17 protein-coding genes and 1 pseudogene are annotated in these 17,816 nt (G+C 53.2%); 11 read left to right on the top strand and 7 right to left on the bottom strand.

Annotated features, from left to right (window positions below; all coding sequences use genetic code 11):
* The first annotated feature begins 26 nt into the window (after nucleotides 1–26).
* From pspB to pspD, 3 genes are all read left to right on the top strand, one after another.
* On the top strand, nucleotides 27–254 hold the full coding sequence (pspB, locus tag E5C26_RS13370) for an envelope stress response membrane protein PspB (protein ID WP_012145351.1): 228 nt from the start codon (nucleotides 27–29) through the stop codon (nucleotides 252–254).
* Nucleotides 254–613 (top strand): envelope stress response membrane protein PspC, encoded by a 360-nt coding sequence (pspC, locus tag E5C26_RS13365; RefSeq protein WP_012145350.1) that lies wholly within the window; start codon nucleotides 254–256, stop codon nucleotides 611–613. The genes pspB and pspC overlap by 1 nt, the downstream gene beginning before the upstream one ends.
* A gap of 95 nt (nucleotides 614–708) precedes the next feature.
* A complete protein-coding gene (gene pspD / locus E5C26_RS13360; RefSeq protein ID WP_135316760.1) occupies nucleotides 709–972 on the top strand; it encodes a phage shock protein PspD in 264 nt (87 codons plus the stop codon).
* A 13-nt stretch (nucleotides 973–985) separates the two neighbouring features.
* Here the strand turns inward: pspD and E5C26_RS13355 are convergent, their stop codons facing one another.
* Entirely contained in the window at nucleotides 986–2,833 is a 1,848-nt protein-coding gene (locus tag E5C26_RS13355; RefSeq protein ID WP_135316759.1) for a hypothetical protein, read from the bottom strand.
* 318 nt (nucleotides 2,834–3,151) lie between these two features.
* Between E5C26_RS13355 and E5C26_RS13350 the strand changes: the two genes are divergently transcribed.
* From E5C26_RS13350 to tyrR, 3 genes are all read left to right on the top strand, one after another.
* Nucleotides 3,152–4,549: a YcjX family protein gene (locus tag E5C26_RS13350; protein ID WP_017892998.1), complete on the top strand. Its 1,398-nt coding sequence runs from the start codon at nucleotides 3,152–3,154 to the stop codon at nucleotides 4,547–4,549.
* A complete protein-coding gene (locus tag E5C26_RS13345; RefSeq protein ID WP_135316758.1) occupies nucleotides 4,546–5,607 on the top strand; it encodes a YcjF family protein in 1,062 nt (353 codons plus the stop codon). The genes E5C26_RS13350 and E5C26_RS13345 overlap by 4 nt, the downstream gene beginning before the upstream one ends.
* 329 nt (nucleotides 5,608–5,936) lie before the next feature.
* The gene (gene tyrR / locus E5C26_RS13340; protein WP_135316757.1) at nucleotides 5,937–7,508 is read left to right on the top strand and encodes a transcriptional regulator TyrR; all 1,572 of its coding nucleotides are present in this window, start codon (nucleotides 5,937–5,939) and stop codon (nucleotides 7,506–7,508) included.
* Between the two features lie 64 nt (nucleotides 7,509–7,572).
* Here tyrR and tpx read toward each other — a convergent pair whose 3' ends face one another.
* Complete coding sequence (gene tpx / locus E5C26_RS13335) at nucleotides 7,573–8,076, bottom strand: thiol peroxidase (protein WP_135316756.1); 504 nt, start codon at nucleotides 8,074–8,076, stop codon at nucleotides 7,573–7,575.
* Nucleotides 8,077–8,299: 223 nt separating this feature from the next.
* Here tpx and ycjG point away from each other — a divergent pair, with 223 nt between their 5' ends.
* Nucleotides 8,300–9,271, top strand: coding sequence for an L-Ala-D/L-Glu epimerase (gene ycjG, locus E5C26_RS13330; protein ID WP_135316755.1), 972 nt, complete (start codon nucleotides 8,300–8,302; stop codon nucleotides 9,269–9,271).
* Between the two features lie 5 nt (nucleotides 9,272–9,276).
* On the opposite strand, the gene mpaA is transcribed toward ycjG, so the two are convergent.
* Nucleotides 9,277–9,984, bottom strand: coding sequence for a murein tripeptide amidase MpaA (mpaA, locus tag E5C26_RS13325; protein WP_135316754.1), 708 nt, complete (start codon nucleotides 9,982–9,984; stop codon nucleotides 9,277–9,279).
* A 208-nt stretch (nucleotides 9,985–10,192) separates the two neighbouring features.
* Here mpaA and E5C26_RS13320 point away from each other — a divergent pair, with 208 nt between their 5' ends.
* The 3 genes from E5C26_RS13320 to E5C26_RS13310 all read left to right on the top strand — a co-directional run bounded on the left by E5C26_RS13320 (nucleotide 10,193) and on the right by E5C26_RS13310 (nucleotide 13,362).
* A complete protein-coding gene (locus E5C26_RS13320) occupies nucleotides 10,193–11,143 on the top strand; it encodes an NADP-dependent oxidoreductase (RefSeq protein ID WP_135316753.1) in 951 nt (316 codons plus the stop codon).
* A gap of 73 nt (nucleotides 11,144–11,216) precedes the next feature.
* Entirely contained in the window at nucleotides 11,217–11,567 is a 351-nt protein-coding gene (locus tag E5C26_RS13315) for a hypothetical protein (RefSeq protein ID WP_012145340.1), read from the top strand.
* A gap of 160 nt (nucleotides 11,568–11,727) precedes the next feature.
* Complete coding sequence (locus E5C26_RS13310; RefSeq protein ID WP_135316752.1) at nucleotides 11,728–13,362, top strand: peptide ABC transporter substrate-binding protein; 1,635 nt, start codon at nucleotides 11,728–11,730, stop codon at nucleotides 13,360–13,362.
* Nucleotides 13,363–13,426: 64 nt separating this feature from the next.
* Here the strand turns inward: E5C26_RS13310 and E5C26_RS13305 are convergent, their stop codons facing one another.
* Nucleotides 13,427–14,503: a hypothetical protein gene (locus tag E5C26_RS13305; RefSeq protein WP_135316824.1), complete on the bottom strand. Its 1,077-nt coding sequence runs from the start codon at nucleotides 14,501–14,503 to the stop codon at nucleotides 13,427–13,429.
* A 145-nt stretch (nucleotides 14,504–14,648) separates the two neighbouring features.
* Between E5C26_RS13305 and zntB the strand changes: the two genes are divergently transcribed.
* The gene (gene zntB, locus E5C26_RS13300; RefSeq protein ID WP_135316751.1) at nucleotides 14,649–15,632 is read left to right on the top strand and encodes a zinc transporter ZntB; all 984 of its coding nucleotides are present in this window, start codon (nucleotides 14,649–14,651) and stop codon (nucleotides 15,630–15,632) included.
* A 218-nt stretch (nucleotides 15,633–15,850) separates the two neighbouring features.
* Here zntB and E5C26_RS13295 read toward each other — a convergent pair whose 3' ends face one another.
* The 3 genes and pseudogenes from E5C26_RS13295 to E5C26_RS24800 form a co-directional block, all read right to left on the bottom strand.
* On the bottom strand, nucleotides 15,851–16,249 hold the full coding sequence (locus tag E5C26_RS13295; RefSeq protein WP_135316750.1) for a VOC family protein: 399 nt from the start codon (nucleotides 16,247–16,249) through the stop codon (nucleotides 15,851–15,853).
* 139 nt (nucleotides 16,250–16,388) lie between these two features.
* Nucleotides 16,389–17,321, bottom strand: coding sequence for a tRNA 2-thiocytidine(32) synthetase TtcA (gene ttcA, locus E5C26_RS13290; protein ID WP_135316749.1), 933 nt, complete (start codon nucleotides 17,319–17,321; stop codon nucleotides 16,389–16,391).
* Between the two features lie 48 nt (nucleotides 17,322–17,369).
* Nucleotides 17,370–17,564: pseudogene (locus E5C26_RS24800) on the bottom strand (site-specific integrase); the annotation flags it as partial.
* Nucleotides 17,565–17,816: the final 252 nt, after the last annotated feature.

The following is a 17,816-nucleotide window of genomic DNA, read 5'->3' as shown; positions in this document are numbered from 1 at the left end:
CCAAGACGCATTAAGAAGGAAAAGAAATGAGTGCTCTATTACTTGCCATTCCGTTGACAATCTTTGTGTTGTTTGTCGCACCGATTTGGCTTTGGCTGCATTACAGCAATCGGCAACAAAACGGCATTCAACTGAGCCATCAGGAGATGCAGCGTCTGGCGCAGTTGGCCGAAGATGCCAAGCGCATGCGTGAACGCATTCAGGCGCTGGAAGAAATTCTTGATGCAGAACACCCGAACTGGAGACAGTCTTGATGAACAACACTCTGGGCAGTAAAAAGCTTTATCGCGTTCCTGAAGAAGGCATGCTGAAGGGCGTCTGCGCCGGTCTGGCCCATTATTTTGACGTGCCGGTACGCCTGATCCGAGTGATTGTGGTGTTGTCGATGTTCTTCGGACTGTTCTTCTTCACCCTGATCGCTTATTTCGCCCTGGTGTTTGTGTTGGATGAAGCACCGGCCAGCCGTTTTGAGGGCGAGCAGCAAAAAACACCGCGCCAGTTGCTCGACCAGTTAGAGTACGAGCTGGGCAGCGGCGAACAGCAACTGCGACAGGTTGAGCGTTATGTGACGTCGGACACCTTCGGCGTACAGAGTCGCTTCCGCAAGTTATAACCCCGCCTTTGCGTGAATGGCCTGCGCATGGCGCAGGTCAGGCATTGCACCTGACATCATCCTTTTGAACAAAATTGTGCCGGAGGGCATTGATAATGAAAAAAACCTATGCCGTAAACGCCGTTAAATCCGGTGGATTTAAACAAGGAGCAGGTGCAATGTTGAAGACATTGTCTAAAGTCATCATCATAGCGCTACTCAATTACGGCCCGGCAGGGGCGGCCGGTTGGCTGCTGCGCACCGTAGGTCGCAAACCGATTCGCTTTGTCCTGGCGCTGGTGCTGGAACCGCTGTTCCGCAAAGGGCTGAACAAGGTATTTGGGCGTTATGCTGCAGGTGAAAAAATACCGCCCAGGTAGGGCGGCATAAGCTTTAATTTGCGGCGGTCGCTTTTGTCCCTGGGGTTGCCAGATAGACCCAGTCTGAGCCATCGCTGATAATGGCCTGAGCTGCTGGAGTGGCTGCAGTATTGGTGCAGAAAATAACAGTTCCTTTGCAGGAGTTCGCCGCCGGAAGCTGAGAAAACGCCATTGACGTTAAATTGGTACCAAAGCGACTGATGCGGCTATTGGGCCGCCAGCCCGTGGCTGTTTTCACCCAACTGTAAATGGCACCTTCCTGATCTCCGGAAACAGCCGTATTGAACCATTCGGAGCCGACAGGGCGCATGACACCGCCAAGCTCTTTGGGGCCATCAGCGACACGAACCACGGTATAGTTGGATTGACCTGGTTGATACGAGCTTCCGTAGCTCGTGCTGATGGTCGTCGCGCCTTCAACATCGACATCAATGACTGAACCTGCGCCAGACCGCGATACATAGCGAAAATCGCCCAGGCAGCGACCGCCAAGGAAGCGCAGATTACTGGTGTTGCTGCTTACGCTGCCATACTGACAGTCGACCAGATCGATCCGTGTATTGGCACCGTCTTCAGTAATCGCAACGTTGCCGGAAAAATGGGTATCGGAAATGGTGCCAGCATAAGAGGGATAACTCCACTTCAGGTTTGCTAACCGGCAATTGCTGATCATGGCCTTTACGCTGGGTGAAAAATTCATGTCCTGCAGCCAACAGCCATTCAAGAAAATATTGAACTGTTTTCCTGATGCTGCATGCGTAATGTCTCCACCTCGGTTAACATTAGTCGCATATAAAACACCATATCCTGTGCTATAAACCAAATTCTTTACCTCCGACGCCTGAATCTCATTAAGATAAATCTCACCTGAATTATTCATATATAATAGGCAGCTGGCATTGGCGTTATCACCAATTAATTTTTTTAATGGACCGGTACGATGTTCCATATGCAAATTTTTGAACCAGAGACCAATTCCACCGCGAACGTAAATTGTTGGGCTTATCAAGTTAGCTTCCCATTGACAGTCCTCAAATCGCAACATATTACAATCATCATCTTTGATGGTTGAGGTTAAATGAATCGGGGCGAGAAGCATTTTCCCATAATCTGTGATATCAGCGTAGTTATTATAATCCCCTGATGTTCTACCGCAGCCTTGAACTTCCAGAAATTTAAAGTAACTGTCTTGTACCTTGTCAAGGTATAGGCCGGCACCTTTGCAGTAGAGAATGCTTACATTCTGTACTTGTACATATCCGGCATATTTTATACTTAATCCGCTAATAACTTTATAATTGCCACGTATTTGGAAGTTTCTGAAGTTAATGCCACTGTAGGTCATTTCCCCTTGGTTGGCTGTCACGGTGATGATTCCACTAATATCTGAAATATCAGTGAGATCTGGCCCTGAGTAGGTTAGCACTGCCCGCCCGTTAAAACTGCTTTCGCCGTAGATCGAAATTCCACTATTGGCTGGGAAAATAATCGGTTTTGCAATATTCCAGTAACCACTAGGGATTTTTACTGAACGGTCACCTTGTATCAATGAAATGTTTTGAATAAATGTGCTGTTATCGTTAAGGGTCGGATCGCAGCCGCCATCGTATAAAGAAAGTTGTGTAAGATCATTTCGGCGCCATACTGCTGTTGACTGACCAACCTTAACAGTAGAATACCCACCATCATCTACTGCATCTAAAATATTTAGACGGCCTGTAAACATACCGCCACCTTTACCTTTGGCTGTATAGTATTCTGTTAAGAATATACGCTGCCCATCATACTCTGGTGAGGTGTTTCTTAATTCACTCATGGAGTTTACAACGACAACGTTTTGCTCTAAATTAATTGTGCTCATGGGGCTCTCCGGGTAATATTAGATATTATAAAATGAGTGTTGTTGACACCAAACCCTGCATGGATTAAAGGTGAATGATTGGGACTAATCCCAGTGAGATAATGCTATCTTGATTTTTTATTGGGGGCGATATTAGACCGTTTGTCCATATGCCACACAACGAATGAAGGAAAGACAAAGCGGGGGAGTATCAAAAACTGAATCCATGCATAAAAGAGCCGGGCTTGTGACTATAATAATGAGCATAGGAGCCAGAGAATGATAAGTCTGAACTTAACAATTTGTTTTTTATAACAAAAGGAAGTAACTCTACGCAAAATGAAACGACTGCAAAATGAGTTAACGTCGCTGGTCAACCGTGGGATGGATCGTCATCTGCGTCTGGCGGTGACCGGCCTGAGCCGCAGCGGCAAAACTGCCTTTATCACTGCTTTCGTCAACCAATTGCTGCATGTTCACAGCGGTGCCCGCATGCCGCTGTTCTCGCCGGTGCGTGAAGAACGTCTGCTGGGCGTGAAGCGCATTCCGCAGCGCGATCTCGGCATTCAGCGTTTTACCTATGATGAAGGGCTGGCACAGCTTTATGGCACTCCGCCGAGTTGGCCGACCCCGACGCGTGGCGTCAGTGAAATTCGCCTGGCATTGCGTTATCGCTCCAACGATTCACTGCTGCGTCATTTCAAAGACACTTCAACGCTGTATCTGGAGATTGTCGATTACCCCGGCGAATGGCTGTTGGACTTGCCGATGCTGGAACAGGACTATCTGGCCTGGTCGCGGCAAATGGCCGGTTTGCTACAGGGCGATCGCGCCGAGTGGGCCAGGCCCTGGCTGGAACTGTGCAAAAGCTGCGATCCGCTGGCACCCGCCGATGAAAACAAACTGGCGGCCATCGCCCAGGCTTATACCGATTATCTGCTGCGCTGTAAAAGTGAAGGGCTGCATTTTATTCAGCCGGGCCGCTTTGTGTTGCCGGGCGATCTGGCCGGTGCGCCGGCATTGCAGTTCTTCCCGTGGCCAAACGTCGATAGCCTTGGTGAGTCCAAACTGGCGCAGGCGGATAAACACAGCAACATCGGCATGCTGCGTGCGCGTTTCAACTATTACTGTCAGACCATCGTCAAAAACTTTTATAAAGAGCATTTTGTCCGTTTCGATCGCCAGATTGTGCTGGTGGATTGCCTGCAGCCCCTCAATAGCGGCCCGCAGGCGTTCAACGATATGCGGCTGGCGCTGACCCAACTGATGCAGAGTTTCCATTATGGGAAGCGCACGCTATTCCGTCGCTTATTTTCACCGACCATCGATAAACTGATGTTTGCCGCTACCAAGGCCGATCACATCACCGCCGATCAGCACGCCAATTTAGTGTCGTTGCTGCAGCAATTGGTGCAGGAAGCCTGGCAGAACGCGGCGTTTGAGGGCATCAGCATGGACTGTGTCGGGCTGGCCTCGGTGCAGGCGACCGAGAGCGGTATCGTCGACCATCAGGGGCAGCGTATTCCGGCGTTGAAAGGCAATCGTCTGAATGATGGTGCACCACTGACGGTGTTCCCTGGCGAAGTGCCGGCACGTTTGCCGGGGCCGGCGTTCTGGCAAAATCAGGGCTTCCATTTTGATGAGTTCCGTCCACGCGCGATGAGTGTGGACAGTCCGTTGCCGCATATCCGCCTGGACGCGGTAATGGAGTTTTTACTGGGAGATAAATTGCGATGAGCGAGCCGATAAAACCGCGTATCGATTTCGAACAGCCGTTGGAGCCGCCGCAGGAGCCGGTGCTGCGTGCCAATGTTGCTTTCGACGAACAGCAGGCGGAAAACTTTTTCCCGGCGGCACCGGAGCTGCAGCAGGAAGAGGAAGAAGGGCGTGCCGAAGGCATTATCAACGCAGCCCTGAAACCCAAACGCAGCCTGTGGCGCAAAATGGTCACCGCCGGGCTGACATTGTTCGGCGTTAGCGTGGTGGCGCAGGGCGTGCAGTGGGTGCATACCGCCTGGGTACAGCAGGATTGGATCGCCATGGGCGGTGGCGTGGCCGGTGGGTTGATTGTCTTTGCCGGGGTGGGTTCGGTAGTAACCGAATGGCGTCGGCTATATCGTTTGCGTCAGCGTGCAGAAGAACGAGATGTGGCACGCGAGCTGTTGCACAGCCACGGATTGGGCAAAGGGCGTGAATTCTGCGAAAAACTGGCGCGTCAGGCCGGTCTCGATCAGGGGCACCCGGCACTGCAACGCTGGCAGGCTTCGCTGCATGAAACTCAGAACGACCGTGAGGTAGTGGCACTGTACGCCAAGCTGGTGCAACCGGTGTTGGATAATCAGGCGCGGCGTGAAATCAGCCGTTCGGCGGCAGAGTCCACCTTAATGATCGCCGTCAGCCCGTTGGCGGTGGTGGATATGGCGTTTATCGCCTGGCGTAATATCCGGCTGATCAACCGTATCGCCGCGCTGTATGGTATCGAACTGGGTTATTTCAGTCGTCTGCGCTTGTTCCGCCTGGTGCTGTTGAATATCGCCTTTGCCGGAGCGTCTGAACTGGTGCGCGAGGTGGGGATGGACTGGATGTCGCAAGACCTGGCCGCCCGACTGTCCGCCCGAGCGGCGCAGGGCATCGGTGCCGGTTTGCTGACCGCCAGACTCGGTATCAAGGCGATGGAACTGTGCCGTCCGCTGCCCTGGCTGGAAGGGGAAAAACCGAAACTGGGTGATTTCCGCAGCCAACTGATTGGCCAGTTGAAAGACACTATGAAAAAGAGTGATAACAAAGCCAAATAATTCGCCAATGGCGCTCACTCGGGCGCCATTGTTCTTTCTTGCCGCAATCACACCCCGCTAACGCCAATACGTAACCCGCACTTGACGAAAGACGATCCCCCTGTAAATACATTATATTTATCTGCAAATTTACTGGCGGTTGTGATAACTCTCTACTGATAAGCTAAAATGACGCCGATGGTGTTATTCACTTGCGTTTAAAATCATCAACAACAGCGATAAATCAGAGTTCTGTCAACTTTTGCTGACAGATTGCTTCTACCGCTTGGGGTGAGAGAGTATCATCATCTTCAGTCATCCCCGCACCTGCAGAGATAAGGCCAATACTGATGCGTTTGGAAGTTTTTTGCGAAGACCGGATCGGTCTGACTCGAGAGTTACTCGATCTTTTGGTATTGCGCAGCATAGATTTACGTGGCATCGAAATCGATCCCATCGGCCGCATTTACCTCAATTTTTCCCAGCTGGATTTTGACACCTTCCGCGCGCTGATGGTGGAGATCCGCCGCATTGCCGGTGTGACCGATGTGCGCACCGTGAATTTCATGCCGTCTGAACGCGAACACCGCGCACTGCGCGCGCTGCTGGAGTCGATGCCTGAGCCGGTGTTTTCGATCGATATGAAAGGTAAAGTCGAACTGGCCAATCCGGCGGCGCAGGCGCTGTTCGGGCTTAGCGAAGACAAAATTCGCAATCAGACGGCCACCGCATTGATTGGCGGTTATAACTTCAACCGCTGGCTGGAAAGCGAACAAACGGCGCCACAATCGGAGCGGGTGGTGATCCGCAGTCAGGACTTCCTGATGGATATCACGCCAATCTACCTGGAAGACGAAAACCAGCAGAATGCCGCCGTAGGCGCGGTAGTGATGCTGAAGTCCACGGCCCGTATGGGGCGTCAGCTACAGAATCTGTCGGTAAACGACGATACCGAGTTTGATCATATCGTTGCCGCCAGCCCGAAAATGCGCCACGTGCTGGAGCAGGCGCGCAAGTTGGCGATGCTGGATGCGCCACTGTTGATTGTCGGCGAGACCGGTACCGGTAAAGATATTCTGGCCCGCGCTTGCCATTTGCGCAGCCCACGTGGCAAGCAGCCGTTCCTGGCGCTCAATTGCGCCGCATTGCCGGATGACGTGGCGGAAAGCGAACTGTTCGGCCATGCGCCGGGGGCTTATCCGAATGCGCTGGAAGGCAAGAAGGGCTTCTTCGAACAGGCACACGGTGGTTCGGTGCTGCTGGATGAAATCGGTGAGATGTCGCCGCGCATGCAGACCAAACTGCTGCGTTTCATTAACGATGGCACTTTCCGCCGCGTGGGTGAAGAACACGAAGTCCATGTGGATGTGCGGGTAATTTGCGCGACGCAGAAAAACCTGACCGAACTGGTGCAGCGTGGTGAGTTCCGTGAGGATCTCTATTATCGCCTTAACGTGTTGACCATCACCATTCCGCCGCTGCGTGAGCGTCCGCAGGACATCATGCCGCTGACCGAACTGTTTGTGGCGCGTTTTGCCGATGAGCAGGGTGTAGCGCGGCCGAAGCTGGCCAATGATCTGGGCAGTTTCCTCAGCAAATATGGCTGGCCTGGCAACGTGCGACAGTTAAAAAACGCCATTTACCGGGCGTTGACGCAAACCGAAGGTTTCGAACTTCGTCCACAGGACATTGTATTGCCGGAGTTCGAGGTTGAAATGTCGCTGGGCGATGAGGTGATGGACGGCTCGCTTGACGATATCAGCAAGCGTTTCGAACGTTCGGTGCTGACCCGTTTGTACCGTACCTACCCGAGTACCAGAAAACTGGCGAAACGCCTGGGGGTTTCGCATACCGCGATCGCCAATAAGTTACGCGAATATGGGCTCAGTAGCCGTAAGCCTGGTGGGGAAAGCGAAGAATAAAAAAACGGGCGCCATAAGCGCCCGTTTCAACGTTTCGAGGCCGGCATTTGTCGGCCTTCTGGCATTACTTCAGCGCAGCCAGCGCCGCATCGTAGTTCGGCTCGGTGGTGATTTCATTCACCAACTCGCTGTACAGTACGTTGTCCTGACCATCCAGCACCACAACCGCGCGTGCGGTCAGGCCTGCCAGTGGGCCTTCAGCGATTTCAACGCCGTAGGCCTGTTTGAATTCAGCGCCACGCAGGGTGGACAGGGTGACTACGTTGTCCAGGCCTTCTGCACCGCAGAAACGTGACTGGGCGAACGGCAGGTCGGCCGAGATGCACAGCACTACGGTGTTATCCAGGCCACTGGCCAGTTGGTTGAAGGTACGTACCGAAGTCGCACAAACGCCGGTATCGACACTTGGGAAAATGTTCAGAACTTTGCGTTGACCCGCGAAGCTGCTCAGCGCCACGTCTGACAAGTCTTTGGCAACCAGTGAGAAGGCTTTGGCTTGTTCGCCGGACTGTGGCAGATGGCCTGCAACGCTAACCGGGTTGCCTTGAAAATGTACTGTCTGAGTCATTAGCTTGATTCCTTTTACAGGTGTTTATACAAAGGGCATGAGCCTAATAAAAGGGCCTTTCGGCCGCATTTAACATTAGGTTCACACCCTGGCCTCAGTTTATGTCAACAATTGTGGGTTGAATAGATAAAGTTTGCTAAATAGTTGTATATATTAGAGTGTGTCCAAAAAAGCACCCACGCGTCAGCCCGATTTTCTACGTAATTTCCGCTCAGGAGCCGTCATGAGAAGCATGCATTTTTACCCAGAAGCCTGGCCATTGCATACCGCCTTTGTTATTGCCCGCGGCAGCCGCACCGAAGCCAAAGTGGTGGTGGTCGAAATTGAACAGCAGGGTGTGCGGGGCGTTGGTGAATGTACACCTTATCCACGTTACGGTGAAAGTGAAGCTTCGGTGATGGCGCTGCTGGCTGAAGTGGTGGCAGCGGTCGAACAGGGCGTGACACGTGAACAATTGCAACAGCTGATGCCGGCCGGTGCGGCACGTAATGCGGTGGATTCCGCCTTGTGGGATTTGGAGTGCCAACTGAGCGGTCAGAACCGCTGGCAACGCAGTGGTGTTGCCGAGCCGGAATGCATCCTGATGGCGCAAACCGTCAGTATAGGTTCGCCGGAAGCCATGGCCTTCGCCGCACGTGAACTTGAGCAGCAAGGAGCACGCTTGCTGAAAATCAAACTGGACAACCATCTGATCAGCGAACGGCTGGTGGCGATACGTGCGGCGGTGCCGGATACCACTTTGATTGTCGATGCCAATGAGTCCTGGCAGGTGGAAGGGCTGGCGGCGCGCTGCCAACTGTTGGCCGATCTGGGCGTGGCGATGCTGGAGCAACCGCTGCCGGCGACGGATGACAGCGCACTGGAAAACTTTATTCACCCGTTGCCCATTTGCGCCGATGAAAGCTGCCACACCCGCAGTGATTTACCCAAGCTGGCCGGTCGTTACCAGATGGTCAATATCAAGCTGGATAAAACCGGCGGCCTGACCGAAGGGCTGGCGTTGGCTGAAGAGGCGCGGCAACAAGGGTTCGCTATTATGCTCGGCTGCATGTTGTGCACTTCGCGGGCGATCAATGCCGCATTGCCGCTGGCGCCGGGTGCGCGATTCGTCGATTTGGACGGTCCGACCTGGCTGGCGAATGACGTTGAACCGGGGCTGAATTTTGAATGTGGGGCGATTAATCTCGCCCCATAGCCGGTTTAGCCTGGGTAGGTCAGCAATTCTACCATCGCGTTGAGGTAGTTTTCGCTGGCGGCATCGGCCGAGATCGGCGGGAACTCCGCAGTAATGCAAGGCAGTGACAAATCGGCGCACCAGCTGCCGAATGATCCTGGTGTTTCGTAACCGACGCTGGTGACCAGCGGCAAGGCAAACTTATGCGAAAGCCAGACGCCAAGTTGGGAACTGGCCGGGTCTTCAATACAGGCCAATGGCTCGTGGAACGACACCACCCAGTGTGGTTTCAACCGATGGATCAGATGACATAGCCCCTGGGTTTCCGGTTCGGAGCCAGGGCGGCCACCGGTTGAGAGTTTAACATCCCGAGCCTCCGCGGCGCTGTTCCAACGATAAACCGTATCCCCGGAGCGCCAGTTGGCCGCCGGGAAGTTGCGGTTCAGATCGACCCCGTTGGCGTTGGCGCGCAGCCCGAGCTGGCAGCCGTCGGGATTGACTGCCAGCACCACGTGGTGCCGCAGTCGGTTTGGTGCGATGCTGCGTAATGCACAAGACAGGGTAACGATAGCTGCGCTCTCATCACCGTGAGTCCCGGCAATAATCAGCCCGGTTTCCGGGCCACTGACGGCCGCCGGGAAATAAAGTAGCGGCGCGCCTAACAGCGAACTGCCGTAATTCTCTCCTGCAACAGCCAATTGGCCACGTTCACTGCGCGGTCGATGCTGGGTCATGATGGGTCCCTGATTTAAAGGTCGAGAGTGATTATCATTTTATTCAGTGTATTACGGTTTCACTTAACTTTCCCAGAGCAATTTCTCACCCGGTAATAAAATTGATTGTCATAAATTTATGAACAGTGAATCCGATTATTGACGACTGGCGGACGATCTGTCGTTCGCTACACTGGCTTCATCGTGAACAGACAAACTGGAGTTAACCATGAAAGCCATCGCAGTCAAACAGCTCGGCGCTACGCCAGAACAGGTAGAGATCGCCAAACCCTCACTACAACCCGGACAGATACTGGTCAAAATGGCCGCGGCCGGGCTAAATCCGGTTGACTGGCGGATAGCCGACGGCATGTTGCAGGGGCAACTGCCCCATGTGTTTCCCTTGGTGATTGGCATTGACGGTGCCGGTGTGGTTGAGGCGGTCGCTGATGATGTCAGCGGATTTAGCGTCAATGAACGGGTGGTCGGCAAGTTTATGTTCGATAAGGTCGGTGCAGGCAGTTACGCCCAATATGCGACGATTGATCAACGTGCGGTACTGGCGCGGGTACCTGATGAAGTGAGTTTGGCCCAGGCGGCGGCCATGCCGATTGCGGCCGGTACCGCTTTGAAACTGGTTGAAAAGCTGCAATTGACGGCCGGTGCGACGTTGCTGGTCGTGGGGGCGACTGGCGGTGTTGGCCGTTTTATCATCCAGTTGGCCAAACGACAAGGGCTGACAGTGATCGCCACCGGTGGCGCAGATGCCGAAGCCGCCTTGCGTGAACTGGGGGCAGATAATGTGATTGATCACCACCGTGCTCCTCTGCTGCAGCAGGTACAGCAACAATATCCTCAGGGCATTGACGGCATGATTGATCTGGTCAGCAATGCCGAGGCTTTCAGTGCCTTGCTGGCTATCCTGCACAAGGGCGGTGCGGCGTTAAGTAGCATTTGGTCGGCAGCGCCGGAGCAGATGCAGCAACAGGGCCTGCGCGGCGGCAACATTGAGGCGCAAATCAGTGCCGATGAACTGGAGCAACTGTTGCAAAGCGTAGCGCGCGGTGAATTGCAGGTACCGGTGGAACGCCTGGTATCGATTAAGCAGGCACCGGAAATGCTGGCGCAAAGCAAAGCCGGTGGCTCACGCGGCAAAACCGTGTTGAACATTGATTGGTGAAGCCAATAAAACCACGCTATCTATTTCGCTGTTGTTATACTATCGGCAAAGTTAACCAAACAGGGGATTTAACATGCCAGTAGCCAGAATAGTTGCCAGCTATAGCGAAAATGATAAGGACACCATCACGCTGCTATGCGGTGTGGACGAGGAAAATCAGATCCGTCAGGGAGAATGGTTTGGCGTGGTGAAGAACGACGATGGGCGTGGCGACGAGTCTAACTACCCGTTTACCCTGCACGTCGATTACCAGAAAAACAGCTTCTATCTCGACTATGGTTTTGACGATGCCGAGTCGCGCCAGATGCAGAAAACCGATATTCATGCCAAGCCATTGGCCGAGAAAGGCTTCTTCACCATTTTTGATGAAGAAGAGGGTGAAGAGTTCAGCTACCGCATCAATAGCATTCACCTTTACGACTAATCACTTTCGCTAAGAGAAAATGCCCATATCGACACTGTCGTGCGGGCATTTTTATTGCCTGGCCCCCAGTTTTTACATCTTGTCCGCCGGGAACTCTAGGTGAGACTAATCTTGTGCTATAAGATAAAAAATTCAGATGGTTAACCGGGGATGGATCAGAATGACGAGAAAAAAAATTCAACAGGGTTTTCGTTTGGCGCTGTGTGCTGTGGCGATTGGCGCAGGGTTGAGCAGCGCAATGGCGGCTCAGGTTCCCCCAGGTACCTCACTGGCGGAGAAACAGGAAATTGTTCGCCATATTAAAGATGAACCGGCCTCGCTCGATCCGATCAAAGCGGTGGGCCTGCCGGAAGCGCAATTGGCGCGCGATCTGTTTGAAGGGCTGGTGAACCAGGATGCCAACGGCAAGGTGATCCCTGGCGTCGCCACCCGTTGGCAAACCACGGATAACCAAACCTACATTTTCACCCTGCGTAAAGATGCGCGCTGGTCTAACGGTGACCCTGTCACGGCGAAAGATTTTGTTTATAGCTGGCAGCGCTTGGTTGAACCGAAGAATCTGTCTCCCTTTGCCTGGTTTGCTCAACTGGCCGGTATACAAAATGCCGATGAAATCATTACCGGCAAGCTGCCTGCCGATAAGCTGGGCGTAACCGCGCTGGATGATTACACCTTCAAAGTACAGTTGAACAAACCGGTGCCGTATTTTGTCAGCCTGACCGCCAACTTCAGCCTGTTCCCGGTTAACAAGGCAGTTGTAGAGAAATTTGGCAACGATTGGACCAAGGTCGGTAATCTGGTCGGTAACGGCGCGTTTAAACTGCAGGAGCGGGTGGTTAACGAGAAACTGGTACTGACACCAAACGATCACTATTGGGATCATGCGCACACGGTGCTGACCAAAGTGACCTTTGTGCCGATTAACCAGGAGTCCAACGCCACCAAACGTTATCTGGCTGGCGATATCGATATCACCGAGTCCTTCCCGAAAAACATGTACCAAAAGCTGCTGAAAGACATTCCGGACCAGGTCTATACCCCGGATCAGCTCGGTACCTATTATTATGCTTTTAATACCCAACGCGCGCCGACTAACGATGTGCGGGTGCGCAAGGCGTTGTCTTACGCTATCGATCGTAAAATTATCGCCGAAAAAGTATTGGGCACCGGGGAAAAACCGGCGTACCACTTCACTCCGGACGTCACTGCCGGGTTTAAGCCGGAAGTGAGCCTGTTGCAGCAGCAATCGCAGGCGGAGCTGGATGCGCAGGCCAAGGCCTTGATGCAGGCGGCCGGCTATGGTCCGAACAATCCGCTGAAACTGACGCTGTTGTATAACACTTCGGAAAGCCACCAGAAAATTGCCATCGCCGTGGCCTCCATGTGGAAGAAAACGCTCGGTATCGACGTCAAGCTGCAAAATCAGGAATGGAAAACCTACATCGATAGCCGTAACACCGGCAATTTCGACGTGGTGCGTGCTTCCTGGGTGGGGGATTACAACGAAGCTTCGACCTTCCTGTCACTGTTAAGCTCCACCCACAGCGGTAATATCGCCAAATTCAACAGTGCGGATTACGACAAACTGCTGACGTTGGCCAGCCATGAAACCAATCCTGCGGCTTTGACCACAGATTATAATAAGTTGGAGCAGATCATCGCCGATCAGGCACCGATCGCACCAATTTATCAGTACACTAATGGCCGATTGATTAAACCCTGGGTGAAAGGTTACCCGATTACCAATCCGGAAGACGTGGCTTACAGCCAGACGATGTATATTTTGAAGCATTGATATGTTTTGGTAGTCCGATGTGTTGCCGTCAAACCCCGCCAAAGCGGGGTTTTTACTTAGGTGGCTATGGGGCATCAAACAATGCGCTGCGGCCTGTCGCCGAAGGAAAGACACAGGCGACGTCGTGGGCACAGCCGGGAACGATCAGCAAATTGCGTTTGGCATCTGGGGCAATAAAGCGTCGGTCATAAGCGACATAGGCGATGCCGCGTTGCAGGCGATAGGGGCCTTGCGCCTGCGCCGCGCAGGATTTATCGAGTATTTTGTAGAAGGTGCCGGGTGAATTGCCGGTATCCTGCTCGCCTTCAAGATAGGTGATATCCGCCGTGGCATAGCGCTGGCGCACCGCTTCACGGTTTTGGTCGAGAAAGGCCGGGATAGCCTGAGTGCCGTATTTCCAACGTTCGACGTTCGGACAGGCATCATTCCTGACCTCAACCCAATCAAAGCTACAGTCGCCTTGTTGGTTGCAGTCGCGCCAGTCGGCAGGGCGGCCATTTTTTACCGGCTGCGGCCGCCGGCTATCGAAATAGAGCCAACTGCCGGGGTCCGCTATGACGTAACGCATCGTCACGCCGGCAGGTGGATGGGCGAATCCGACATAGTGCTGCACAAACTGTGCTCCGGCGGAGAATCCGGCGACGGTAATTGACTCTACCCTTGGCCATTTTGTTTTCAGCTCGGCAAGCAGACTATCGAGTGCGGCAAATGAGGTGGTATTCCCCTGGTTATCCAAACCGCCTTCAATCCACGAACTGCAGCTCCAGAGTGCGTCACCTGCCTGCGCTGACGGCACGCCGGGTGAGTGGCAGTGTGCGGCCTGCGTCTCGCTAACCGGGAACAGCGGGGCAATCAGCAGTCTGTCATCAGTTTTTGTCGCACGCTGGGCCGCAGTGATGGCGGCAGCCAATGTTTTACCGGCATCTCTGGGATGCCCATGCAGAACGATTAACGCGCTGTGTGGTGTGGGGCCATGAGGTTTCGCCACGAAATAAGGCAAGTCGCCCGTTGAGTCAGCTAATTTGACCCGGTATGCATCAGCGATAGTGTTGAGCGAGTTATCTGCGGCAAACAGCAAATGAAACGGCGCTGGAGCAAACGCCAAAACAGAGGTTAACAAGAATGTCGAAGTGGATTTCATCGGGTGCCCGGTCGTGCGTTGTGCGTTATTTATCCATGTTAGCGTATAAGGCTCTTCCTGGGGCAGCATTCGCATGGCTTCATCTTTGATCCGCCTGGTATTAACGCTAGACTCTGGAATAACTGAAAGCAGAGGGGGATGAGGAATGGAAGTCATTGAGGGGCGCGAGTTACAGGTTCCTGACGCAGTGTATGCCTACCAGCTCGATGGCAAGGGCGGCGTAACATCAATTGATTACGATGATAAAGTCACTTGCGATGAGCCTTGCTGGCTGCATCTCGATTATGCGCACCCCGCCAGCGCCCAATGGCTAACCACCACGCCGCTATTGCCGGATGCGGTCAGAGAGGCGTTGTCCGGGGAAAGCTCGCGGCCGCGTGTCAGTAAAGTGGGCGAAGGAACCATGGTCACGCTGCGCAGCATTAATTTTAACGCCAACTCGCGGCCGGATCAGTTGGTGACCATTCGTGTCTACATGACAGATAAACTGATCGTTTCCACCCGGCATCGCAAAGTTTATTCCATCGACCAGGTGGTGAATGACCTGCAAAGCGGTAGCGGGCCAACCAACAGCGGTAACTGGCTGGTGGAGATATCGGATGCACTGACCGATCACGCCAGCGAATTTATCGAGGATCTGCATGACAAGATCATCGATCTGGAAGATTCACTGTTGGAGCAGCAGGTTCCCGAACGCGGGCAACTGGCGCTGATCCGCAAACAGCTGATCGTACTACGCCGCTATATGGCACCGCAGCGTGATGTATTTTCCCGGCTGGCCAGCGACCGTCTGCCCTGGATGAATGATGACGACCGCCGTCGCATGCAGGATATTGCCGATCGGTTAGGGCGCGGCCTGGATGATCTGGACGGCAGCATTGCCCGTACCGCAATCCTTTCTGACGAAATCACCACCGTGATGGCCGATGCCATGAACCGCCGCACCTACACCATGTCATTATTGGCGATGGTGTTTTTGCCGACGACTTTTTTGACCGGGTTGTTCGGCGTCAACCTGGGGGGCATTCCGGGCGGCGGTAACCCCTTTGGTTTTGCTGCCTTTTGCCTGACGCTGACCGGATTGGTGTTCGGCCTGGGCTGGTGGCTGAAACGACGCCGCTGGCTGTAGCCAAAAAACGTTGATAACCCGGTTAACATTGAGCGATATCAACTTTTATCGGCGGGAAATGGGGCATGATCTATCTCGCAGGTGAATGCAACGTCAAGCGATGGGCGTTGTGCTCCATAATTGTCTTACTTTCTTATATTTAGAATTACTGCATAGCACATTGATTCATACGATGCCGGTTTAATCACCGGCATTTTTTTTGTCTGTAATTTACCCCGTCAGGCCGCACTTTCATCCCAGAAACTGGCCTCGATTTTATGTCCGTCCAGATCCCTAACAAAACAGCCGTAATAGGCTTCACCATAATGCGGTCGTGAACCGGGTGCGCCTTCATCTGTTGCACCGGCCTGCAACGCCTGGCGGTAGAAATCATCGACCTGCTGTTTACTGGTGGCGAAAAACCCCACATGCAGGCCATTGCCGACAGAGGCGGGTTTACCGTCGATAGGTACCTGTAACCAGAACTCTGGATAGTCACGCCCATAGCCGATGGCGCCGGGGTGTTCCAACACCCGCCGGCAACCTAATGCGGCAAGGGTTCGGTCGTAGAAGTCGGCTGCGGCGTCAAAATGATTGCTGCCGAGAGAAACGTGAGACAAGCAGGGGGTGATGTTCATCGGTAATCTCCAGTGACTGTATAAAAACACAGTATAGAATAAAAACGGCACTGTCTGATGAATTCTGCTGAAATTGCGAGCGGGATCGAAAACTGATGACGGGAAATTTCCGCCCACAGCGTGCGGGCGGAATAACGACTTACTTGATTTCGAGGACGTCTAAGCGCACCGGGGCGGCGTCATCCGCATCCTCCGGTTGCCAGCCGATCGGCTGCATCGGAATGTCTTCACGGTCAAAGGCCAGATCGCCACCGTCAACCACTTCGCTGCCGTGGTGAATCCCTTTGAAATCAAAAAGGTTGTAGTCGCTCAGGTGTGAAGGCACGACATTTTGCACTGCGCTGAACATGGTTTCCAGACGGCCCGGGTAACGTTTATCCCAGTCGCGCAACATATCACCAATCACCTGGCGTTGCAGATTAGGCTGCGAGCCGCACAGGTTGCACGGGATAATCGGGAAGCCTTTGGCAACCGAGAAACGCTCAATGTCTTTTTCACGGCAATAAGCCAGCGGGCGAATAACCACATGTTTGCCATCGTCGCTCATCAGTTTCGGTGGCATGCCTTTCAGCTTGCCGCCGTAGAACATATTGAGGAACAGCGTTTGTAAGATGTCGTCCCGGTGGTGGCCAAGGGCGATTTTGGTGGCCCCCAACTCGGTAGCGGTGCGGTAAAGGATACCGCGACGCAGGCGTGAACACAGCGAGCAGGTGGTTTTGCCCTCAGGGATCTTGTCCTTGACGATGCTGTAGGTGTTTTCTTCAACAATCTGGTATTCCACCCCCAGGCTTTCCAGATAAGCCGGCAGGATATGCTCGGGGAAGCCGGGTTGTTTCTGATCGAGGTTGACCGCAATCAGCGAGAAGTTGACCGGTGCACTTTGTTGCAGGTTGCGCAAGATTTCCAGCATGGTGTAGCTGTCTTTGCCGCCGGACAGGCAAACCATGATGCGGTCGCCTTCTTCAATCATGTTGAAATCGGCGATAGCCTGACCCACGTTGCGACGCAGGCGTTTTTGCAATTTGTTCAGGTTGTACTGCTCTTTTTGGCTAATGGTATGGTTTTCTTGCATTATTTATTATCTCTAAAACAAAGAGGGGCATATAACGGGCAACGTTTTTTAGAATGCCAACTTATCCGCCTGATCGCTGTTCAACTTATCTATCCAGGTTCTGTAAACCTGATAGACATTGTGTGTCTTTATACCCATCTGACTCGGGGTTGCGGCGGCTGACAGAAGCCAGCAAGCAAAAGTATGCCGCGTATGGTACGGATTACGGCGACGAATACCAGCACGATTTACCGCAGTGCTCCAGTGTATCGGTTGACGCTCGCTGAAGATTCTGGTCTCACAATGGTGAATCAGCAATGGGCTACCCGTTGTGCAAAGGTTTCATCTGTTTATTCGTTTTAATTTGGCGTGACTGAAGGGCTTTAGTATCGGCCGGACAGAAGCCGGCCGCGCGGTGAGGATCGGAAAATGCTACTGATGCGGAGTGCGTCCAATAACCCGTTTCAAAATAAGCAGAGCCCGGTATAGAGCTCTACCCATTGCATCGTTACCCTT

This window comes from Serratia proteamaculans, assembly GCF_004684015.1.
In the GTDB taxonomy this organism is placed as follows: domain Bacteria; phylum Pseudomonadota; class Gammaproteobacteria; order Enterobacterales; family Enterobacteriaceae; genus Serratia; species Serratia proteamaculans_F.
This window is presented reverse-complemented; position numbering and strand designations above follow the sequence as displayed.